Genomic DNA, 18,718 nt, shown 5'->3' on the forward strand with positions numbered 1-18,718 from the left:
GGGCTACCTAGGTCCTTTCGGCCGGGCAAACGTGCAGCTACGAGCTCCGGCGCTGGAGTGAGAGACGGAATGCACGCGGATGGGGAATCCAGGCCAGTCTAATGGAGGGCAAACCCAGCCCGACCAGGCAGCACCTGTTCACCGGTACGCTGAGCCGGTGAACGATCGATCCAGGGTCGCAGATCCGGACGAACTGCCCGCGACCACGTCGTCCGCGCGGTCCACCGGGGGGCTGACGACTCGGCAGCGACGGCTACTCCTGATCGCGATCGCCCTGTTCGTCGTCTCGGCGATCGTCTCCTGGGCCGCCCACATCTGGACCGGCTACATCGATCTCCAGGTCTACCGCAACGGCGCCCGCACGTGGCTCGACGGCGGCGACCTGTACGGGCCGATGCCCAAGGTCTACGGCATCGGGCTGCCGTTCACCTATCCGCCGCTGGCCGCACTGTTCTTCGCGCCGCTCGCGCTGATGCCGCTCGCCGTCGCCCAATGGCTGGTGCTGCTCACCTCGATGGCGAGTCTCGCGGTCACGTTGTGGCTGGTGCTGGTCCGGATCCGGCCGGAGATGGACCGGTCCACCCGGGTGATCCTGCTGATCGGGGCGCTGGCCGTGCTCGGCCTGTCCGAGCCGGTGCGCCAGACCTACAACTTCGGCCAGATCAATCTGATCCTGATGGCGGCCGTCGCGCTGGACGCACTGGTCCGCAAGCCGTTCTGGCCCCGCGGCATGCTGATCGGAATCACGGTGGCGGTGAAGCTGATTCCGGCCGGCTACCTGCTCTACTTCCTGCTGCGCCGGGACTGGCGCGCGTGCCTCACCCTCATCGGCTCGGCGATCGGCGCGATCGCGCTGGCATACCTGCTGTTCCCGCACGATTCCACCGAATACTGGTTCCACACGCTGATCGATACCGGTCGCATCGGGCCGCCGCAGTACGCGGGCAACCAGTCGCTCAAGGGGTTCGCATTCCGCCTGGGCGTCTCCGACGGCGCCGCGACGGCTGTCTGGATCGGGCTGTCGCTCATCGCGATCGGACTCGCCGCCCTGTGGATGAAACGGCTGCTCGACGCCGGTCACCAGGTGTCGGCGCTGCTGGTGAACTCGGCGGCGGTCCTGCTGGTCTCGCCGGTCTCGTGGTCGCACCACTGGGTGTGGGTCGCCCCCGCCCTGCTGGTCGCGGGCGACCTGATCGCCCGGATGCCGGCCGCGGACGCACCGGATACGCCGGGACGCGCGGCTCGGCGGCGGCGGATGTGGATCGCGATCACCGCCGCGATCACCGTGCTGTTCATGGTCGGGCCGCAGTGGGTGCTGCCACACAACGCCGACCGCGAACTCCGCTGGGCGTGGTGGCAGCAGATCATCGGCAGCAGCTATGTGCTGGTGACCTTCGCCGCTCTGGTGATCGCGGCGATCGCCTACCGCCCGAGCGGTGTGAGGAACGCCGCGAGCGCCGCCGAATAGGAGGCCACGTCCGCGGCGCCCATCAGTTCGCGCGCCGAATGCATCGCCAGCTGTGGTGCGCCCACGTCGACGGTCGGCATGCCGGTGCGCGCCGCGGTCATCGGGCCGATGGTGGAACCGCACGGCAGATCCGCGCGATGCACGTACCGCTGCAGTGGCACCCCGGCCTGCGAACATGCCAAGGCGAAGGCTCCGGCACCGACCGCATCGGTGGCGTAGCGCAGATTCTGATTCACCTTCAGCACCGGGCCGCCGCCGACCTCGATGCGATGCGAGGGCTCGTGCCGGTCCGGATAGTTGGGGTGGGTGGCATGGGCCATATCACCGGAGGCACAGATCGAACCTGCCAGTGCCGCAAGGTAATCCGCGCGGCCACCGCCGCGGGCGAGCACGATTCGCTCCAGGATCGCGGGCAGCAGATCCGATTGGGCGCCGCGGTCGGATTGGCTGCCGACCTCCTCGTGATCGAACATCGCCAGCACCGGGGTGATGCCGCCGGCCCGGTCCGCGGCGGTCAGGAACGCCTGCAATCCGGCATAGCAGGTGGCCTGGTTGTCCAGCCGCGGCGCACTCACCAGATCCTGGTCGCGACCGACCACCCGGCTCGGTTCCAGGTCGTGGGTCATCAGTTCCCACCCGAGCACGTCGTCGGCGCGGACGCCGGCCTGCGCGGCGACGTAGGCGATGAACGAGCGCGGCCGCTCCCCCAATCCCCAGATGCCGTTGACGTGGCGTTGCGGATCCAGCGTCACCCCGCGCCGATCCTCGGACAGGTGGATGGCCAGTTGCGGCACCCGGACCAGCGGATCGTCGATGCGGACCAGCCGCTGGCCCAGTGCGTCGCCCTCGCGCACGGTGAGCCGGCCCGAGATGCCGAGATCACGGTCCAGCCAGGAATTGAGCCAGGCGCCGCCGTAGGGTTCCAGGCCGATCAACTGCCAGCCCGCGACGGCCAGATCGGGATGCTGTTTGACACGCAGATTCGGGCTGTCGGTGTGCGCGCCGACCACCCGGAACGCACCCGCCGGATCGGTGGTCGTCGCGGCCCAGGCGACCAGCGATCCGCCGCGGATCACGAAGTAGCGGCCCACGCCCCCGTTCGTCTCCGCCGCCTCGGCCCACGGCCGGGCCTCGGGCAGTTCGGTGAATCCGTGGGCCGTCAATTCGGCTGCCACCGTGCGGCATACGTGAAACGGGGACGGCGAGGCATCGACGAAGGCGCACAGCCCGGAGGCCGTCGCGGTGGTGGAGACCGACATACCGGCGATCCTATCGGCTGCCGGAATTGCCGGATTATCGCCGAGTCGGCGGCCGCGTTCCGAACCGGATCAATCCGACTGGGTCTCGACCATCAACTCGAGCAGCCGCAGCAATTCCGCGTGATTTCGCGCGCCGATTCGTTTACGCAATTCCTCTTCGGCGAGCGACTCCTGCTCGCGCACCGAATCCACGAGATCCTTGCCGCGATGGGTCAAACCGATGAGAATGCGGCGGCGGTCGTCCTCGGCCGCAATTCGAAAGATCAGGCCGCGTTCGGCCAGGGCGTCGGCGTGGCGGGTGGCCGACGAGGGCGGTAGCTGGGCACGAACCGCCAGCTCGCTCATGGTGATGCCGGAGCGGTCGGACAGATTCGACAGCATGGCCCACTGGTCGGCGGTCAGCTGCCTGGCACACAGTGCCGCGTCGAGGTGGCGGAGCCAACCGCGTTCCGCAGCTCGCAGCGCCCCGTGCAGCGTGGCGACGCCACTTACAATGGTCGACATATTTTCCGCCCCATCATTTCGCTCGGATACGAAGAAGGGTACCGAATGTTCTCCTTCGGCGAGAGCCCGGACGAAGTGGTCGAGGTCCTGAATATCGTCCCCCTGCAGGGCCCCGTCGGAATTGTCGCGCCGTCCTGTGAAGCGGCGATTTCCTTGGCTGCGAAAGAAATCAACAGCGGCACAGGAATTCTGGGCCGGCAGGTACGGGTGACGACCATCGACGGCGGCCGCAGTCCGGCCGAAGTGGCCGACGAGGTCTCGGCGCTGCTGGCCACCGGAATGGTCGACGCCATCACCGGCTGGCACATCTCGGCGGTCCGCCAGGCGGTTGCCCGGGTCACGGGCGGGCGGGTTCCGTACCTGTTCGCCAACGTCTACGAGGAGCTGCCGAACGAACCGGCCGAGGTGGTGATGATCGGCGAGGCGCCCAGCGGCCACATCCTGCCGGCCATGCGGTGGTTGTCCCGGGAATTCGGCACCCGCCACTGGGCGATCATCGGCAACGACTACATCTGGCCGGTGGCCACCGGCCGCGACGTCCGTGCCGCGTACCGCGACGCCGTCCAGTACGAGCGCTATGTGCCGCTGGGGACCCGGGACTTCGGCTCGATCCTCACCGATCCGTGCCTGGACCGGGTCGACGGCATCGTGATGTTGCTGGTCGGGATGGACGCGGTCCGGTTCAACCAGCAGTTCACCGCGATGGGCCGGGCCGGGAGGCAACTGCGGGTCAGCCCGGTCGTCGACGAACAACTCCTGCTCGCCGCCGGCCCCGGCGCCAACACCGATCTCTATGTCGCCTCCAGTCTGTTCCCCGATGTGAACGCCGATCCCGACCGGCAGGCGCGCTATCACCGCATGCACGGCCGCTTCGCGCCGAAGCTCACCTACTTCGGCAACACCGCCTACGAGGCGCTGCATACGCTGCGGGCGATGGCCCATGCGGTCGGCTCCCTCGAGGTGCCGCGGATGCGGGCCGCGCTCGAGGACGGCGTGGTGCTGGAGACGCCGTCGGGAGCGCGGATGTACCGCGACAATCACGTGGTCCGCCCGCCCAGCCTGATCGCCCGGGCAGAGGGCGTGGACCTGCGGATACTGGACACCTTGTACTGACGCCGCGGTACCGGCACCTCGCGCGGCTCAGTCTAGCCCGAGCCCCTTGTGCGTGACTTCGGCCGAATCATTCGGTGGCGCAACGGTTTCCGGTCCCGGCGCGGCGAGCAACGGTCGCTCCGGACCGAGCCCCTTGTCGACGGCGGCGGCCCGGACCGCATTCACGACGAACAGCAGCGCCGCCCGGCGTGCCGTATTGGTGCGATAAGCCAGCGAGACGGTCCGGGTGAGCCCCTCGCCGAGCCCGACGATATCCACGCCCGGCGGCCGCAGCGCCAGCCCCAGATCCGAGACCAGCGTGACACCCAGTCCGGCCGCGACCAGCGCCATCGCGGTCGACTGCTCCTCCACTTCGTGGTCGATGCGTGGTTCGACCCCGCCGGACTGGAAGGCCAGCCGGACCGCGTGACCGAAATGGGAGCGAGCGGGCGCGAGGATCCACGGATGTTCCGTCAGATCGGCCAGCGTCACCGTCGGCGCAGGCACCGCTCCGGCCGGCACCGCCGCGTAGAGCCGCTCGACCGCGATCACGGCACGTTCCAGACCGCGGTCCCAGGTCATCGGGTAATTCGAGTAGTCGAGGACGAACGACAGGTCGAGGGTCCCGTCGCGAACCGCGGCAGCCGTCGCCTCCGGTGCGAGTTCCCTGGTCCGCACCAGAATGCCCGGATGGGCGCGGGCGAGCGCGGTGAGCGCGTCGGGCAGCAGCCCCGAGGCGACCGAGGCCCACACTCCGGCGGTGAGTGTCGCCGACACCGACTCACCGGACTCCTCGAGCGCCTGGGTCGCCCGCTCCACCGAGGCGAGGATCTCCTCGGCGTGCTCGGCGAGCAGAACTCCGCGATCGGTGAGTTGCAGCCGGCGCCCGCGCCGCTCGAACAGCCGCAGCCCCACGTCGCGCTCCAACTGAGCCAGCTGTTGCGACACCGCCGAGGCGGTGTAGTGCAGCGCACCCGCGGCCGCGGTGATCGTGCCGCGCCGATGCAGCTCGCGCAGCATGCGCAGGCGAGGCAGCGACAAGTCCATGGCATCGAGCGTAAGCGCTGCGCGGAAACCGTACGCGCGGCCGGCAACGCTGTGCGGACCGCTGTGCAGAAACACTGAACACAGCCGTGAACGAACCGTAAATAGACGTGTGACCGGGCAGGACGCAGGCTGGTGACAGCGAATCACCAGCCGGGACGACGAGGTCCGGACGCCGATCGTCGTGCGACTCGTCGTTCCCCCGCGGATGGTGGTCGGCCATCCGAACGCGAAGGAGAGTTCGCCGTGACGACGATCCACAACCCGGCCGAAGACACCGCACCGACCGTCCCGCCGGTGCCCGCGACCGTTCCGGTCACCCCCGCGATCCGCCGCCCCGAGCCGTATATGCGGCTGCAGTGGACCGATTCGGATACCGGCGCCGTCGGCTATCTCGTCGTCCACACGCTGCGCGGCGGCCTGGCCACCGGCGGCACCCGCATGCGGGCCGGCTGCACGCTGAGCGAGGTGGAGGATCTGGCGCGCGGAATGGCCGCCAAGACCGCCACCTTCGACCTGCCGATCGGCGGCGCGAAGGGCGGCATCGACTTCGATCCGAAGGATCCGCGTGCCATCGAGGTGCTGGAGCGATTCTGCGAGGCCATGCGCCCGTGGATCGACGCGCACTGGGTGACCGCGGAGGACCTGGGGGTCCCGCAGCATCTGATCGACGAGGTCTTCGAGAAGCTGGGCCTGGGGCAGAGTTATCACGCCGCGATCCGCCGCGCCGCGGATCCGGCCGCCACCCTGGAACGGGTCCGCGACGGACTGAACGCGGCGGTCGAGGGCGGTTTCCTGCTGGGCGATGTGATCGGCGGTTACGGCGTCGCGCACGCGTGCCTCGCCACGGCCGTCTCGTGGGGCCGGATGCCGGCCGAGACCGCGGTCGCGATTCAGGGAGTCGGCACGATGGGCGGCGCGGCGGCCTACTACCTGCACGAGGCGGGCATGCGCGTGACCATGGTGGCCGATGCCGCCGGCGCCCTGTACCGGGCGGGCGGACTCGATATCCCGGCTTTGCTGGAATTGCGCGACGACTACGGCGAGATCGACCGCTCCCGGTTGCCGGCGGATGTGGAGCAGCTGCCGCGCACCGCGGTGCTGTCCGCCGATGTCGACATCCTGGTACCGGCGGCCATTTCGTACGCGATCACGCCGGACAATTCCTTCGACGTGCGCGCCCGCGTCGTCGTCGAGGCGGCCAACGCCGCCACCACACCGGAGGCGGAGGCCATGCTCGCCGCCCGCGGTGTTCCGGTACTGCCGGACTTCGTCGCCAATGCCGGTGCGGTCGCCTGGGCGTGGTGGCTGCTGCTCGGGGAGGTCGACGACGTGCCGGACAACTCCTTCGATCGCCTGCGCACCACCATGCACACCAAGGTCGCGCGGTTGCTGTCCGCCTGGACCGACCACGGCATCACACCGCGTGACACCGGCCGACGCTGGGCCGACGCCCCGGCGCCGATCATCGCCGCGGTCGTGATCCCCTGAGCGACAGGCCGCTCAGGCCGTGACGACGGCCGATCAGGCGGTGGTGACGAGGCTGTCGAGTACCGACAGGAAGATCCCCAGCCCGTCGTCACTCGGCCCGGTCAGCGGTTCGGTGGCGTGTTCGGGGTGCGGCATGAGACCGACGACGCGGCCGTTCGGTGAGGCGATGCCGGCGATATCGCGCTGCGAACCGTTGGGATTGCCGCCCACGTAGCGGAAGACCACCCGGCCCTCACCCTCGAGTTCGTCGAGCACGGCCTGTGAGGCCTGGTAGCGGCCCTCGGCGTTCTTCACCGGGACCAGGATCTGCGCACCCGCTTCGTAGCGCGAGGACCACGCGGTCGCGGTGGACTCCACCCGCAGCCACTGATCGCGGCAGACGAAGTGCAGGCCCTCGTTGCGGGTCAGCGCACCCGGCAGCAGTCCGGCCTCGCACAGCACCTGGAAGCCGTTGCAGATGCCCAGCACCGGCATACCCTTACCGGCGGCCTCGACGACCTTGCCCATCACGGGCGCGAACCGGGCGATGGCACCGGCGCGCAGATAGTCGCCGTAGGAGAATCCACCCGGCACCACCACCGCGTCGACACCCTTGAGGTCCGCGTCGGCGTGCCACAGGCTCACCGCTTCGGCGCCGGCCAACCGGACCGCGCGCGCCGCGTCGACGTCGTCGAGCGTGCCGGGGAAGGTGATGACACCGATTCGCGCAGAGCTGGTCACGGCAGCCGCACCACTTTCCAGTCCTCGATCACCGTGTTGGCGAGCAGGGCCTCGGCGATCTTCTCGAGCTCCGCATCGCTGACGCTGTCGTCGATGTCGAGTTCGAACCGCTTGCCCTGCCGCACATCCGACACACCCGGGAAACCCAGGCGTCCGAGCGCGCCGGCGATGGCCTGACCCTGCGGATCCAGGATCTCGGCCTTCGGCATCACCTCGACCACAACTCGTGCCACGCGTTGCTCCTCAAGCTGGTGGGGGATTACCACAACAGCTTAATCGGGGCTGCTCGCGGGCGCCCCGCCGGGCCGCGGCACCTGCGAGAGACGTCACAGCGCCTGTCGGCCGGCCTCCGCGTGGCCCTCCGTGGTTACGCAGGCTGCCGCGTCCGGGTCCCCGCTGCGGCCGGAGGCGATAGCGTGATCTCATGCGCATCGCCCACTTCGGTCATTCCTGCGTCCTCGTCGAATTGAACGGCGCGAAGATCCTGTTCGATCCGGGCACTTTCTCGCACGGATTCGAAGGCATCACGGGACTCGACGCGATCGCGATCACCCATCAGCACCCCGACCACATCGATCCGAACCGGATCGAGGCCCTGGTCGACGCGAATCCGAGCGCCCGCCTGCTCAGCGATCCGCAGACCGCACAGCAGCGCGGTGAACCGTGGCAGGCCGTGCACGCGGGCAATATCGTCACCATCGGCGATCTGCAGATCACCGGTGGCGGCGGCAAGCACGCGGTGATCCATCCGGAGCTGCCGGTCGTCGACAACACCGTCTTCCAGCTCGGCAGCGCCGACGATCCGGCGCAGTTCGTCCACCCGGGCGATTCGCTGTGGGTGCCGCCGGTATCGGTCGGGGTGCTGGCGGTGCCCGCGGTCGCGCCGTGGATGAAGATCAGCGAAGCGGTGGACTATCTGCGCGCCGTGGCGCCGCGCACCGCCGTCCCGATCCACTACGGCATCATCGCGCCGGAGGCGCAGGGCATCTACTTCGGCCGCCTGTCCGAAATGCGCCCGGCCGATACCGAATTCGCGCTCATCGAGCCGGAGGACAACAAGACCTTCTAGCGGGCGCGCACCGCGAAGCCACGCCCCTCACCGAGGAGCGCGCCCTCACCGCGAATATGAGGACAAGAACAACGCCTCCGCCAGCGCCACGTGCTCGATCTCGCTGGGGTCGACACTTTCGTTCGGGGCGTGGATCAGGCATTTCGGCTCCTCGACGCCGAGCAGCATGATCTCGGCGTCGGGATAGGTCTCGGCGAAGACGTTGCACAGCGGAATCGAGCCGCCCTGTCCCTGCATGGTGGCGGTGCGTCCGTACGCGGCGGCGAAGGCGTCCTCCATCGCCAACCGCGCCGGGCCGCCGGTACCGGATCGGAACGGCGCCCCGGTGCCCTCCGTCTCGACCCGGACGCGCGCACCCCACGGCGTATGCGATTCGATATGTGCGGTAAGGGCTTTCAGGGCCGGAGCCGGATCGACCCCGGGCGGGATCCGCAGATTCAACCGGGCCCGCGCGCTGGGCTGGACGGCCGCCGCCGACCCCACCACCGGCGGGACATCGATACCCAGCACGGTCAACGCCGGCCGAGCCCAGAGCATGTCCGAGATGGTGCCGCTGCCCAGCACCTGCACGCCGTCGAGGATGCCGGCATCGACCCGGAACTGCTCGACCGGATATTGCGCGCCGTCCCAGACCTGATCGGCCGGCAACCTGGCGACCGTCGTGTTCCCGTGTTCGTCCCGCAGCGTCGCGAGCAGCCGGATCAGCGCGGCGACGGCATCCGGGGCCGCCCCGCCGAACATGCCGGAATGCAATGGGCCGGACAGGGTTTCGACCGTGACGAGCACATTCACGTTTCCGCGCAGGGTCTGGGTGAAGGTCGGCAGGCCCGCCGCGAAGTTGCCGCAGTCACCGATCAGCAGCGCGTCGGCGCGCAGCAGGTCCGCGTGCTGCGGAACGAACTCCTCCAGACCGCCGGTGCCCTGTTCCTCCGAGCCCTCGCAGACCAGCGTGATGCCGACCGGATAACCCTTGTCTCCCAGCGTGTTCCGCAGTGCCCGCAGAGCGGTCAGGTGGACGACGATATTGCCCTTGCAGTCGGCCGCGCCGCGCCCGTACCACCGGCCGTCGCGTTCGGTGAGCTCCCACACCGGAGTCTCCCAGGCCGCCTCGTCCACCGGCGGCTGCACGTCGTAATGGCTGTACAGCAGCACCGTGGGGGCTCCGGCCGGAGCCGGGTACCGGGCCACGACCGCCTCGCTGCCGTCGGGCGTCTCGTGCAGGCCGACTTCGGTGAGACCGAGGTCGGCGAAGGCGTCGGCGACCCATCGCGCCGCCCGATGACATTCTTCCGGCGGAAACTGCCGCGCATCGGCCACGGACCGATACGAAACCAACTGGGCCAGATCGGCTTTCGCCTGCGGCATCAGCGTTCGCACCTGTTCGCGCAGGGCCGCCGTCCGAGAATCGTCGGTCATTCACCCAACCTAACCCTCTTTCCGGGACCGGCCGCATCGGCGTCGGGCGCGGCGCGGGACGGAATTCGCCCGATTTCTCCCTGCGGTTCATGGCCGACCCGCCACCGCAGCGGGCATGATGAAGGAGAGCTCGACCGCGATCCGACCACCGGAGAGGACGAGATGTCTGCATCATCGGAATCCGACGACCTGTTCGCGATGCCCGATCTGGATCGCGGCGCACCCAAGACCCACTTCCCACATCGCGAGATGCCGGCCCCGGAGGCCTATCAGATCGTGCACGACGAGCTGATGCTCGACGGTGTGTCGCGGATGAATCTGGCCACCTTCTGCACCACCTGGATCGACGATCACGCTCGCCGGCTGATGGCGCAGAGCCTGGCCAAGAACATCGTCGACAAGGACGAGTATCCGCAGACCGCCGAGCTCGAGCGCCGGTGCGTACGCATGGTCGCGGACCTGTGGCACTGTCCCGATCCCGGCTCGACGCGCGGCACCTCCACCATCGGGTCCAGTGAGGCGGCGATGCTCGGCGGGCTGGCCGCGAAGACGCGCTGGCGCAAGAACGGCGGGCAGGGCGTCCCCAATTTCGTCTGCGGTCCGGTGCAGGTGTGCTGGGAGAAGTTCGCGCGCTATTTCGACGTCGAGATCCGGCAGGTGCCGCTGCGGGGGGACCGCTATACGCTCGAGCCGGACGATATTGCCGCACACTGCGATTCGAATACGATCATGGTCGTCGCGACGATGGGTCAGACCTTCACCGGACTGTTCGAGGACGTCGCCGCGATGAGCGCGGCCCTCGACGACCTGCAGGCCGGCACCGGCCTGGACATCCCCCTGCACGTCGACGCCGCCAGCGGCGGATTCCTCGCCCCGTTCACGGCGCCGGACCTGGTCTGGGACTTCCGGCTCGAGCGGGTGAAGTCGATCAACGCCTCCGGGCACAAAACCGGCCTGGCTCCGCTCGGCGCCGGCTGGGCGCTCTGGCACACGGCCGCCGACCTCCCGGACGAGCTGGTGTTCAACGTCGACTACCTCGGCGGCAGTATGGCCACCTTCAACCTGAATTTCTCCCGCCCCGGCGGCCAGGCCATCACCCAGTACTACGACTTCATCCGGCTCGGCCGTACCGGCTATACCCGGCTGCAATCGGCCATCTACCGGGTCGCCGAACATCTGGCCCACGGCCTCACCGAGACCGGATTGTTCGAGATGATCCACGACGGCACGCCCACGCGGGGAATCAGCGCGGTGTCGTGGCGGCTGCGCGAAGATCCCGGCTTCAATCTGTACGACCTGTCCGAACGCCTGCGCTCGCGCGGCTGGCTGATCGCCGCCTATCCGCTACCGGCCGACCGGCAGGACGAGACGATCATGCGGGCGGTCGTCCGGCACGGCTTCACCCACGATATGGCCGATCTGCTGCTGGCCGATATCGACCGCTGCGTCGATCAGCTGAAGAAGCATCCGCTGTCCACCTCGCTGACCCGCAAGGAGGCGGGCGGCTTCACCCACGACGCCACGGCCGCGGTATCGGACCGGACTATCGTCACCGAGGTGCGGGACATGCTGCGCGCGGCCGGAGAGGACCCGGCGCAGATTCGCTGATGTCGAGCGCGCTCATGCCGCATGCGGCATGGCGTACGGTTCCCACCGGTAGACGTCCGGAACCGCCTCGTGGAAAAGCGCCAGATCGACCGCGTCGAGCATGGCCTGATGGGGACCGGGCCGGGACAGTTGCGCCGCCGAGACGGCCAGTCGCAGCGTTCCCCCGCGTCGCGCGATGCGGGCCGCGCTCATGATCAGTGCGTGGCACCACCACGGTTCGGCCCGGAAACCCTCACCGACGCCGTGCACCCAGCAGCGCTGTGCCGTGTCCCGTTCCAGGTCGTGGATGGCGGTCAATCCCAGCGCCAGGCGGAAGCCGACCTCGGGCAGGGCGGCGACGGCGCCCTCGGAGGCCGTCCAGCGCGGGGCGGCGAACAGCCGGGTGCGCAGGCCGATCTGCTCCATCACCCGGTCGGCGGCGGTGAGGCGCAGGCGCGCCTCGTGCTTGGGCAGCGCGGCGAATTCTGCGCGGCGGCGTTTGGTCGCGGCCTGGTCGTAGCCGTGCAGCACGATCGCGTCACCCGCGGCGCGGCGGTCCCGCAGCCACTGCTGGGTGCGCCGATCCTCGGTGAGCCGGTATTTCCCCTTCAACCGCGGCGCCACCAGCAGCGACAGCCGTACCCCGCGGCCGTCCATCTCCGCGGCGAAGGCGCGCGCCTGTTCCAGTGTGGTGTCGCGAATACCCGACACCGAGACGATCAGCTGCCCGAACCCCCGGTCGTTGCCGCTCATGCCTCCACTGTGCGCGCGGCAGGTGTCGGCCCCGTGCAGCCGAAGTGACGCCCCGACGAATTCCCGGAGTGACACCCGGCCGCACGATCCGGCAACCGTCAGCCGACCTCGCCGAGCCCGACCCGATCGAGCACCCAGGCGTATTCGAAGGCGACTTCCTTCCACTTCTCGTAGCGGCCGCTGACGCCACCGTGCCCGGCGCTCATCTCGGTCTTCAGCAGGAGCTGGGAATCACCGGTCTTCGTGGCCCGCAGCGCGGCGACCCACTTCGCGGGCTCGACGTAGAGCACGCGGGTGTCGTTGAGGCTGGTGATCGCCAGGATCGCCGGATAGTCCACGGCCGCCACGTTCTCGTACGGCGAATAGGACTTCATATAGGCGTAGACCTCCGGATCTTCCAGCGGATTACCCCACTCGTCCCATTCGATGACCGTCAGCGGCAGCGACGGGTCCAGAATCGAGGTGAGCGGATCCACGAACGGCACATTGGCGAGGATGCCCGCGAACAGGTCGGGCGCCAGATTGGCCACCGCACCCATGAGCAGCCCGCCCGCACTGCCACCGTCGGCCACCAGCACCTGCGGCGTGGTGACGCCGGTATCGACGAGATGCCGTGCGCAGGAGACGAAGTCGGTGAAGGTGTTCTGCTTGGTGAGCGTCTTGCCGTTCTCGTACCACAGCCGCCCCATCTCGCCACCGCCGCGCACATGCGCGACCGCGAACACCATGCCGCGGTCGAGCAACGACAGCCGCGACACCGAGAAACCCGGATCGATACTGGCCTCGTAGGAGCCGTACCCGTAGAGCAGCAACGGCTTCGGGTCCGCACCCTCGCTGTCGCGGCGGCGCACCACCGAGATCGGAATCCGGGTGCCGTCGGCCGCGGTCGCCCAATCCCGGTGCTGCACATAGTCGTCCGGGTCATAGCCGCCGAGCACCTGCTGCTGTTTGCGCAGCATCAGTTCCCCGGTGACGGGCACGTAGTCGAAGACCTGCATCGGGGTGATGAACGAGGTCACGCCCAGCCGCAGCGTCGGCTGCGCCCATTCCGGGTTGGAGCCCACGCCGGCGGAGAACAGTTCCAGGCCGAATTCCAATTCGCGCAGCTCGCCGTAGCCGTCGGAAGTCAACGGCCACACCGCGACTCGCGGCAGGGCCTCGCGCCGATACGAGAGGACGAGATGGTCGCGGAAGCAGTCGACGTCCTCGAGCCGCACATCGTCGCGATGACCGATCAGCATGGTCATCGCGGCCGGATCGTCCACCGGCGCCTCGGTGAGCACGAAATTCTCGGCCTTCACACCGTCGACCACGTCGTTGTGCAGGATCAGCAGCCGGTCCTGCCCGCCGATCACCGCGTGTTCGGCCGAATACTCCACACCCTCGCGGCGCGGCAGCAGCACCCGGAATTCGCCCTCGGGATCGTCGGATTCGAGGATCCAGCCCTCCGTGGTGATCTTCGACCCGACCCAGATCATCAGGTACTTCTCGGAGCGGGTGGCGCCGATGCTGACCCAGTAGCGCTCGTCGGGCTCGTGGAACACCTTGACGTCGGCGGACTGCGCGGTGCCGAGGCGGTGGCGCCATACGGTGTCGGGCCGCCAGGATTCGTCGACGGTCTGATAGAACACGTGGGTTCCGTCCAGCGACCAGGTCGCCCCCGGCGCGGTGCCCGGAATTTCGTCGCCGAGCAGCTCGCCGCTGCGTAAATCCTTGAACCGCAGCACATATCGTTCGTCACCGACGGTATCAGTGGAGTACGCCAGCAGCGTGCCGTCGTGACTGATCGAATAGGCGCCGAGGGCGAAGAAATCGTGCCCCTCGGCCAGCACGTTGCTGTCGAGCAGAATCTCCTCACCGGGAATCTCGATATCGACGTCGAGTTGCGGCGGGGTCCAGTCGTCGACATCGGTGATCGGGCAGCGGCAGTGCACGCCGTACTGCTTGCCTTCGAAACTGCGCGAGTAGTACCAGTACTCGCCCAGCCGCGCCGGGACCGACATATCGGTCTCCTGGGTGCGCGATTTGATCTCGTCGAAGATGCGCGCGCGCAGCGGGGCCAAGTGCGCGGTCTGGGCGTCGGTATAGGCGTTCTCGGCCTCGAGATGGGCTATGACCTCGGGATCGTCCTTGTCCCGCAGCCATTCGTAGGGATCGACGAAGGTGTCACCGTGATGGACGCGTTCGGCCGGGACCTGTTTGGCCACCGGCGGGGTCACCGCCACCGCGGCGTCGCCGGCGTTCTGGATGGTTCCGGTACCACTGTCGAGAGCCATGGTGACCACCGTAATCGCGGCAGGCCGTTCCGGGCGCGCACCCCCACACCCGCCGACAGAATGCATCGGCGAGGACGGGAGTGCGAGCTCGGCCCGCGTTACCCCAGGCCGGTGGTCCGCGGTGCGGGCCGGCGCAGGTCACGCCCGTTGCCGCGGGCCGAACGACGAGATTCCATCAGGAAGAACAGTGCGGCTTTGCGGCGCGGGCATTGGTCGGTGGGACAGCTGCTGTGACTGTGCAGGATGTTGTGCGCCTGCTCGACGGTGAGGTGCCGGGGCACCACCGCGCAACTGTCGAAGACGGGTGCCATGCGGTGCTCCATCCTTGTCGTCCGTTCAGTGCGGCAGGGCACGCCCTCTCGGTCTCTTGACCAGTCGACGCCCTCCAACTGCCACAGTGAATGGGGTTTCCGATCAGGTTGCGGCGTAAACCAGCGGTGTTGCCGAGACGAGTAGACGAATGCCACATTTCGCAGGTCGGCATATCGGTGTGATCCCGGCCATGCCGGTATGCGCGGATTCGGAAACGACGCCGGTGCGGCGGCTTCCGACCGCCTACTCTCGGGGACGGCAGCGCCCGCACGGATCCAACGGGCGATCACTTCGATGCAGGAGCACAGGTTGGAAGCGAAGAATCGCGAGATCGAACCCGGGGCGGTCTGGCAGCGCAGCGGCGACGGGGAGGGCGGTGTCGAGGTGGCCTTCCTGGCCAGCGGCAATATCGGGCTGCGTGATGCCAAGAATCCGGACGGGCCGGCGCTGATCTTCACTCCCGGTGAATGGCGGGCGTTCGTCGCCGGCGCGAAGGACGGCGAATTCAACCGGCCGGGCGCGCAACCGCACTGAACGCAGCGCACCTGATCTCCGGGGCCTCGCCCGGTCGCGCGGGGTGTCCCGCGCCGATCGGACGTCGGGCCCCGGCGATCAGGCCCCGATCGCCGCGCCGATTGTCGGCCAGGACGCGTGCAGATAGTCCTGCCAATACGACCAGGAATGCGTCCCCACCGGACTGTGATCGACCCGGGCCGGGATTCGCATGCCACGCAGCCGCTGCTCGAAGGCGGTGACGCAGACGTCCACGCCTGCCTCGATCGGCCCGCCCAGGACGATGTTCTCCGGCAGCTGCGGTTTGATCTCGGTCTCGTGCGGACCCGGGATTCCGGTGCCGGTGGACAGGTAGAGGGTCTTGCCACGCAGCCGATTCGCCAGCAGCGCCGGATCGTGGGCGCCCCATTCCGGACTTCCGGGCGCACCCCACATATCGAACGGATTGCCGCCGCGATTGGCGATCGAGAACATGATCGCCCCCTGCGCGATGCCCAGGTCCGGGCACGCGCTGTATCCCGCCACCGCCTCGTACAACTCCGGATGGCGAACGGCCAGGACGAACGCCGCGATGCCGCCCATCGACAGGCCACCGATCGCGTTCACGCCGTTGCCGGAAAAAGTGGCGTCGATGATGGGCGGAAGTTCGCGCGTCAGGAAGGTTTCCCACTGGTAGCGGCCGAAGTGCGGATCGTCGCGCTGCCAGTCGGTGTAGTAACTCGCCTGCCCGCCGATCGGCAGCACCACGTTGACGTTCTTACCGTGGAAGAAGGGTTCGGCATCGGTGGCATTGGTCCAGGTGCTCTGCTGCACACCGGGATCGAGCCCGTCGAGCAGATAGTAGGAGGGCCGTGAACCCCCACCGGCCGGATGCAGCACCTGAACCTGGATGGTGCGTCCCATGGCTGGGGAGTCGATGAACAGCGCCGTCCGGGTCGGGCTCATATCGTTTTCCCCGACCACCCGCGCCGCCGATGCGCGTGGCTGTGGGCCCATCCAGGGACCGAAGACGCCCAGTCCGACTGCCAGCACAACCGCAGCAACGAATGAACGTCGCATGTCCCCACCTCCGTCAACCCACCACAACTGCTACTTAAAGTAACGCATACTGTGGTGCCGCGCGGAGCTTTCGGCCTCCCGGCGCTTCCTCAGCAAATCACCCGGTCCGCAGCAGGACTCAGGTGAGCCACCACTTTCCGTCCTGTCCGCCCGCGGCATTCGGTTGTGCCCGCCCGACCGCGCCCCGGATCGATGCGGCCAGATAGTCCAGGTCCGCACGCGGCGGGGTCGTCGCGCGATTGCGCAGACCGAAGCCGTCGCCGGGCGTGCGCGGAATGACGTGCAGATGGACGTGGAAGACCTCCTGCCCGGCCGTAACACCGTCTGCCAGAAAGAGATTCACCCCGTCACAACGCACCTCGGACTGCCGCAGCGCGGCCGCCAGACGCTGCGCGACCTGAAAGAGCTTGCCGCCGATCGCCGGATCGAGTTCGGCCAGGCTGCGCGCCGGAATCTTCGGAATCACCAGCAGATGACCGGGTGTCATGGGACGGATATCCATGAAGGCGAGAACGTCGTCGTCCTCGTAGACCTTGGACGAGGGCGCCCGCCCGGCGACGATATCGGCGAAGATCGTATAGGGGTCCATATCCGGCAACCCTAGTCGCCGATTTCGCCTGCGCCGCCGCACCATTCGCACGGCGCCGAGCACGCGCGAGACCACCGCGCGAACGGCGGCGCCGGGCGGTTGCGGTGCCGCGACCATCGGTCCGGCGGCGGTTACAGAATCGGCGAGGGGGTGTAGCGGGCGGCCTCGGGATTCGCGTCGATCAGCTTCTGCACCTGCGCCACTACATCGCCCACCTGTGCCTCGGCGGCCCCGATGAACGCCGTCCGATCGGCCAGGGCGGCCTCGAGTCCGGCCCGGTCCAGCGGCATCCGGTCGTCGGCCGCCAGGCGGTCCAGCAGATCCGGTTCGCGCCCCTGCTCCCGCATGGCCAGCGCCACCGCGACCGCGTGCTCCTTGATGACCTCGTGCGCACTCTCGCGCCCGACCCCGGCCCGCACGGCCGCCATCAGAATGCGGGTGGTGGCCAGGAAGGGCAGGTAGCGGTTGAGCTCACGCTCGATCACGGCCGGGTAGGCGCCGAATTCGCCGAGGACGGTCAGGAAGGTTTCCATCATGCCGTCGATGGCGAAGAACGCGTCGGGCAGCGCGACCCGGCGCACCACGGAACAGAACACATCGCCCTCGTTCCACTGCGCGCCCGCCAGTTCGGCCGCCATCGAGCCGTAACCGCGCAGCACCACCTGCAGACCGTTGACGCGCTCGCAGGAGCGGGTGTTCATCTTGTGCGGCATCGCCGAACTGCCGACCTGCCCGGGCTGGAAACCCTCGGTGACCAGTTCGTGCCCCGCCATCAGCCGCACCGTGTGCGCGAACGACGAAGGGCCCGCGCCCAATTGGACCAGCGCGGAGATCACGTCGTGGTCCAGGGAGCGGGGGTAGACCTGGCCGACACTGGTCAGCACGGTCGCGAAGCCCAGATGCCCGGCGACCTTCTGCTCCAGCTGGGCGAGTTTGGCGGCGTCGCCGTCGAACAGATCGAGCATGTCCTGCGCGGTGCCCATCGGGCCCTTGATCCCGCGAAGCGGATACCGGTCGATCAGCTCGCGCACCCGGTGCAGGGCGATCAGCACCTCGTCGGCCGCACCGGCGAAGCGCTTGCCCAGGGTGGTCGCCTGTGCCGCCACGTTGTGCGAGCGACCGGCCATCACCAGCGACTGGTACTCGGCGGCCCGCTCCGCCAGCCGCGCGGCGACCGCGACGCCGTGTTCGTAGACGTGTTCCAGCGAGAGCCGGATCTGCAACTGCTCCACGTTCTCGGTCAGATCCCGGCTGGTCATGCCCTTGTGGATCTGCTCGTGCCCGGCGAGGGCGTTGAACTCCTCGATGCGCGCCTTCACATCGTGGCGGGTGATCCGCTCGCGTTCGGCGATCGAGGCCAGGTCGACCTCGCCTAGCACCCGCTCGTAATCCTCGAGGACCTCGGGGGTGACCGCCTCGGTACCGGCGGCGCCGAGTTCGGTCTGGGCCCGCAGCACCTCGAGCCACAGCCGGCGCTCCAGCACGATCTTGTTCTCGGGCGACCACAACTGCACCAGCTGCGGGCTCGCGTACCGGGTGGCGAGGACGTTCGGGACAAGACTCACG

The 18,718-nt window shown here is 68.6% G+C and carries 18 protein-coding genes; 6 read left to right on the top strand and 12 right to left on the bottom strand.

Translation table 11 applies throughout. From position 1 onward, the window contains the following. Window positions 1–157: 157 nt before the first annotated feature. On the top strand, window positions 158–1,468 hold the full coding sequence (locus tag A5780_RS04985; RefSeq protein ID WP_227463204.1) for a glycosyltransferase 87 family protein: 1,311 nt from the start codon (window positions 158–160) through the stop codon (window positions 1,466–1,468). On the opposite strand, the gene A5780_RS04990 is transcribed toward A5780_RS04985, so the two are convergent. Together A5780_RS04990 and A5780_RS04995 are read right to left on the bottom strand one after the other, a co-directional pair. Next, window positions 1,423–2,727: a M18 family aminopeptidase gene (locus A5780_RS04990; protein ID WP_064902303.1), complete on the bottom strand. Its 1,305-nt coding sequence runs from the start codon at window positions 2,725–2,727 to the stop codon at window positions 1,423–1,425. The two genes, A5780_RS04985 and A5780_RS04990, sit on opposite strands and share 46 nt — an antisense overlap. Window positions 2,728–2,796: 69 nt before the next feature. Then, complete coding sequence (locus A5780_RS04995; RefSeq protein WP_030517419.1) at window positions 2,797–3,231, bottom strand: MarR family winged helix-turn-helix transcriptional regulator; 435 nt, start codon at window positions 3,229–3,231, stop codon at window positions 2,797–2,799. Window positions 3,232–3,276: 45 nt separating this feature from the next. On the opposite strand from A5780_RS04995, the gene A5780_RS05000 reads away from it, so the two are divergent. Next, complete coding sequence (locus A5780_RS05000) at window positions 3,277–4,344, top strand: substrate-binding domain-containing protein (RefSeq protein WP_064907834.1); 1,068 nt, start codon at window positions 3,277–3,279, stop codon at window positions 4,342–4,344. A gap of 27 nt (window positions 4,345–4,371) precedes the next feature. Here A5780_RS05000 and A5780_RS05005 read toward each other — a convergent pair whose 3' ends face one another. Beyond that, window positions 4,372–5,370: a LysR family transcriptional regulator gene (locus A5780_RS05005; protein ID WP_063009929.1), complete on the bottom strand. Its 999-nt coding sequence runs from the start codon at window positions 5,368–5,370 to the stop codon at window positions 4,372–4,374. A 243-nt stretch (window positions 5,371–5,613) separates the two neighbouring features. Between A5780_RS05005 and A5780_RS05010 the strand changes: the two genes are divergently transcribed. Then, complete coding sequence (locus tag A5780_RS05010; protein ID WP_369829507.1) at window positions 5,614–6,858, top strand: Glu/Leu/Phe/Val dehydrogenase dimerization domain-containing protein; 1,245 nt, start codon at window positions 5,614–5,616, stop codon at window positions 6,856–6,858. Window positions 6,859–6,891: 33 nt separating this feature from the next. Here A5780_RS05010 and purQ read toward each other — a convergent pair whose 3' ends face one another. Both purQ and purS read right to left on the bottom strand, forming a co-directional pair. After that, window positions 6,892–7,578, bottom strand: a complete 687-nt coding sequence (purQ, locus tag A5780_RS05015) for a phosphoribosylformylglycinamidine synthase subunit PurQ (RefSeq protein WP_062961978.1) — start codon at window positions 7,576–7,578, stop codon at window positions 6,892–6,894. Beyond that, window positions 7,575–7,811, bottom strand: coding sequence for a phosphoribosylformylglycinamidine synthase subunit PurS (purS, locus tag A5780_RS05020; RefSeq protein WP_030517414.1), 237 nt, complete (start codon window positions 7,809–7,811; stop codon window positions 7,575–7,577). The genes purQ and purS overlap by 4 nt, the downstream gene beginning before the upstream one ends. 191 nt (window positions 7,812–8,002) lie before the next feature. Between purS and A5780_RS05025 the strand changes: the two genes are divergently transcribed. Continuing rightward, window positions 8,003–8,647, top strand: coding sequence for an MBL fold metallo-hydrolase (locus tag A5780_RS05025; RefSeq protein WP_063009931.1), 645 nt, complete (start codon window positions 8,003–8,005; stop codon window positions 8,645–8,647). 45 nt (window positions 8,648–8,692) lie between these two features. Here the strand turns inward: A5780_RS05025 and A5780_RS05030 are convergent, their stop codons facing one another. Beyond that, window positions 8,693–10,063: a dipeptidase gene (locus A5780_RS05030; protein WP_064907835.1), complete on the bottom strand. Its 1,371-nt coding sequence runs from the start codon at window positions 10,061–10,063 to the stop codon at window positions 8,693–8,695. Window positions 10,064–10,225: 162 nt separating this feature from the next. On the opposite strand from A5780_RS05030, the gene A5780_RS05035 reads away from it, so the two are divergent. After that, on the top strand, window positions 10,226–11,671 hold the full coding sequence (locus tag A5780_RS05035) for a glutamate decarboxylase (RefSeq protein WP_082976289.1): 1,446 nt from the start codon (window positions 10,226–10,228) through the stop codon (window positions 11,669–11,671). Window positions 11,672–11,683: 12 nt separating this feature from the next. Here A5780_RS05035 and A5780_RS05040 read toward each other — a convergent pair whose 3' ends face one another. From A5780_RS05040 to A5780_RS05050, 3 genes are all read right to left on the bottom strand, one after another. After that, window positions 11,684–12,403 carry a DUF2334 domain-containing protein gene (locus tag A5780_RS05040; protein ID WP_063009935.1) on the bottom strand — a complete coding sequence of 240 codons (720 nt, stop codon included), beginning with the start codon at window positions 12,401–12,403 and terminating at the stop codon, window positions 11,684–11,686. Between the two features lie 98 nt (window positions 12,404–12,501). Next, complete coding sequence (locus tag A5780_RS05045) at window positions 12,502–14,679, bottom strand: S9 family peptidase (RefSeq protein ID WP_064907850.1); 2,178 nt, start codon at window positions 14,677–14,679, stop codon at window positions 12,502–12,504. Between the two features lie 98 nt (window positions 14,680–14,777). After that, window positions 14,778–14,990, bottom strand: a complete 213-nt coding sequence (locus A5780_RS05050) for a hypothetical protein (protein WP_063065915.1) — start codon at window positions 14,988–14,990, stop codon at window positions 14,778–14,780. Between the two features lie 310 nt (window positions 14,991–15,300). Between A5780_RS05050 and A5780_RS05055 the strand changes: the two genes are divergently transcribed. Continuing rightward, window positions 15,301–15,525, top strand: a complete 225-nt coding sequence (locus tag A5780_RS05055) for a DUF397 domain-containing protein (protein ID WP_223273481.1) — start codon at window positions 15,301–15,303, stop codon at window positions 15,523–15,525. Between the two features lie 78 nt (window positions 15,526–15,603). Here the strand turns inward: A5780_RS05055 and A5780_RS05060 are convergent, their stop codons facing one another. The 3 genes from A5780_RS05060 to purB all read right to left on the bottom strand — a co-directional run bounded on the left by A5780_RS05060 (window position 15,604) and on the right by purB (window position 18,717). Next, a complete protein-coding gene (locus A5780_RS05060) occupies window positions 15,604–16,563 on the bottom strand; it encodes an alpha/beta hydrolase family protein (RefSeq protein WP_064907836.1) in 960 nt (319 codons plus the stop codon). Window positions 16,564–16,681: 118 nt separating this feature from the next. Then, on the bottom strand, window positions 16,682–17,152 hold the full coding sequence (locus tag A5780_RS05065; protein ID WP_063009967.1) for an HIT family protein: 471 nt from the start codon (window positions 17,150–17,152) through the stop codon (window positions 16,682–16,684). 131 nt (window positions 17,153–17,283) lie between these two features. Further along, window positions 17,284–18,717, bottom strand: coding sequence for an adenylosuccinate lyase (purB, locus tag A5780_RS05070; RefSeq protein ID WP_063009939.1), 1,434 nt, complete (start codon window positions 18,715–18,717; stop codon window positions 17,284–17,286). Window position 18,718: the final 1 nt, after the last annotated feature.

The sequence above is a fragment of the Nocardia sp. 852002-20019_SCH5090214 genome (genome assembly GCF_001665865.1).
Classification (GTDB): domain Bacteria; phylum Actinomycetota; class Actinomycetes; order Mycobacteriales; family Mycobacteriaceae; genus Nocardia; species Nocardia nova.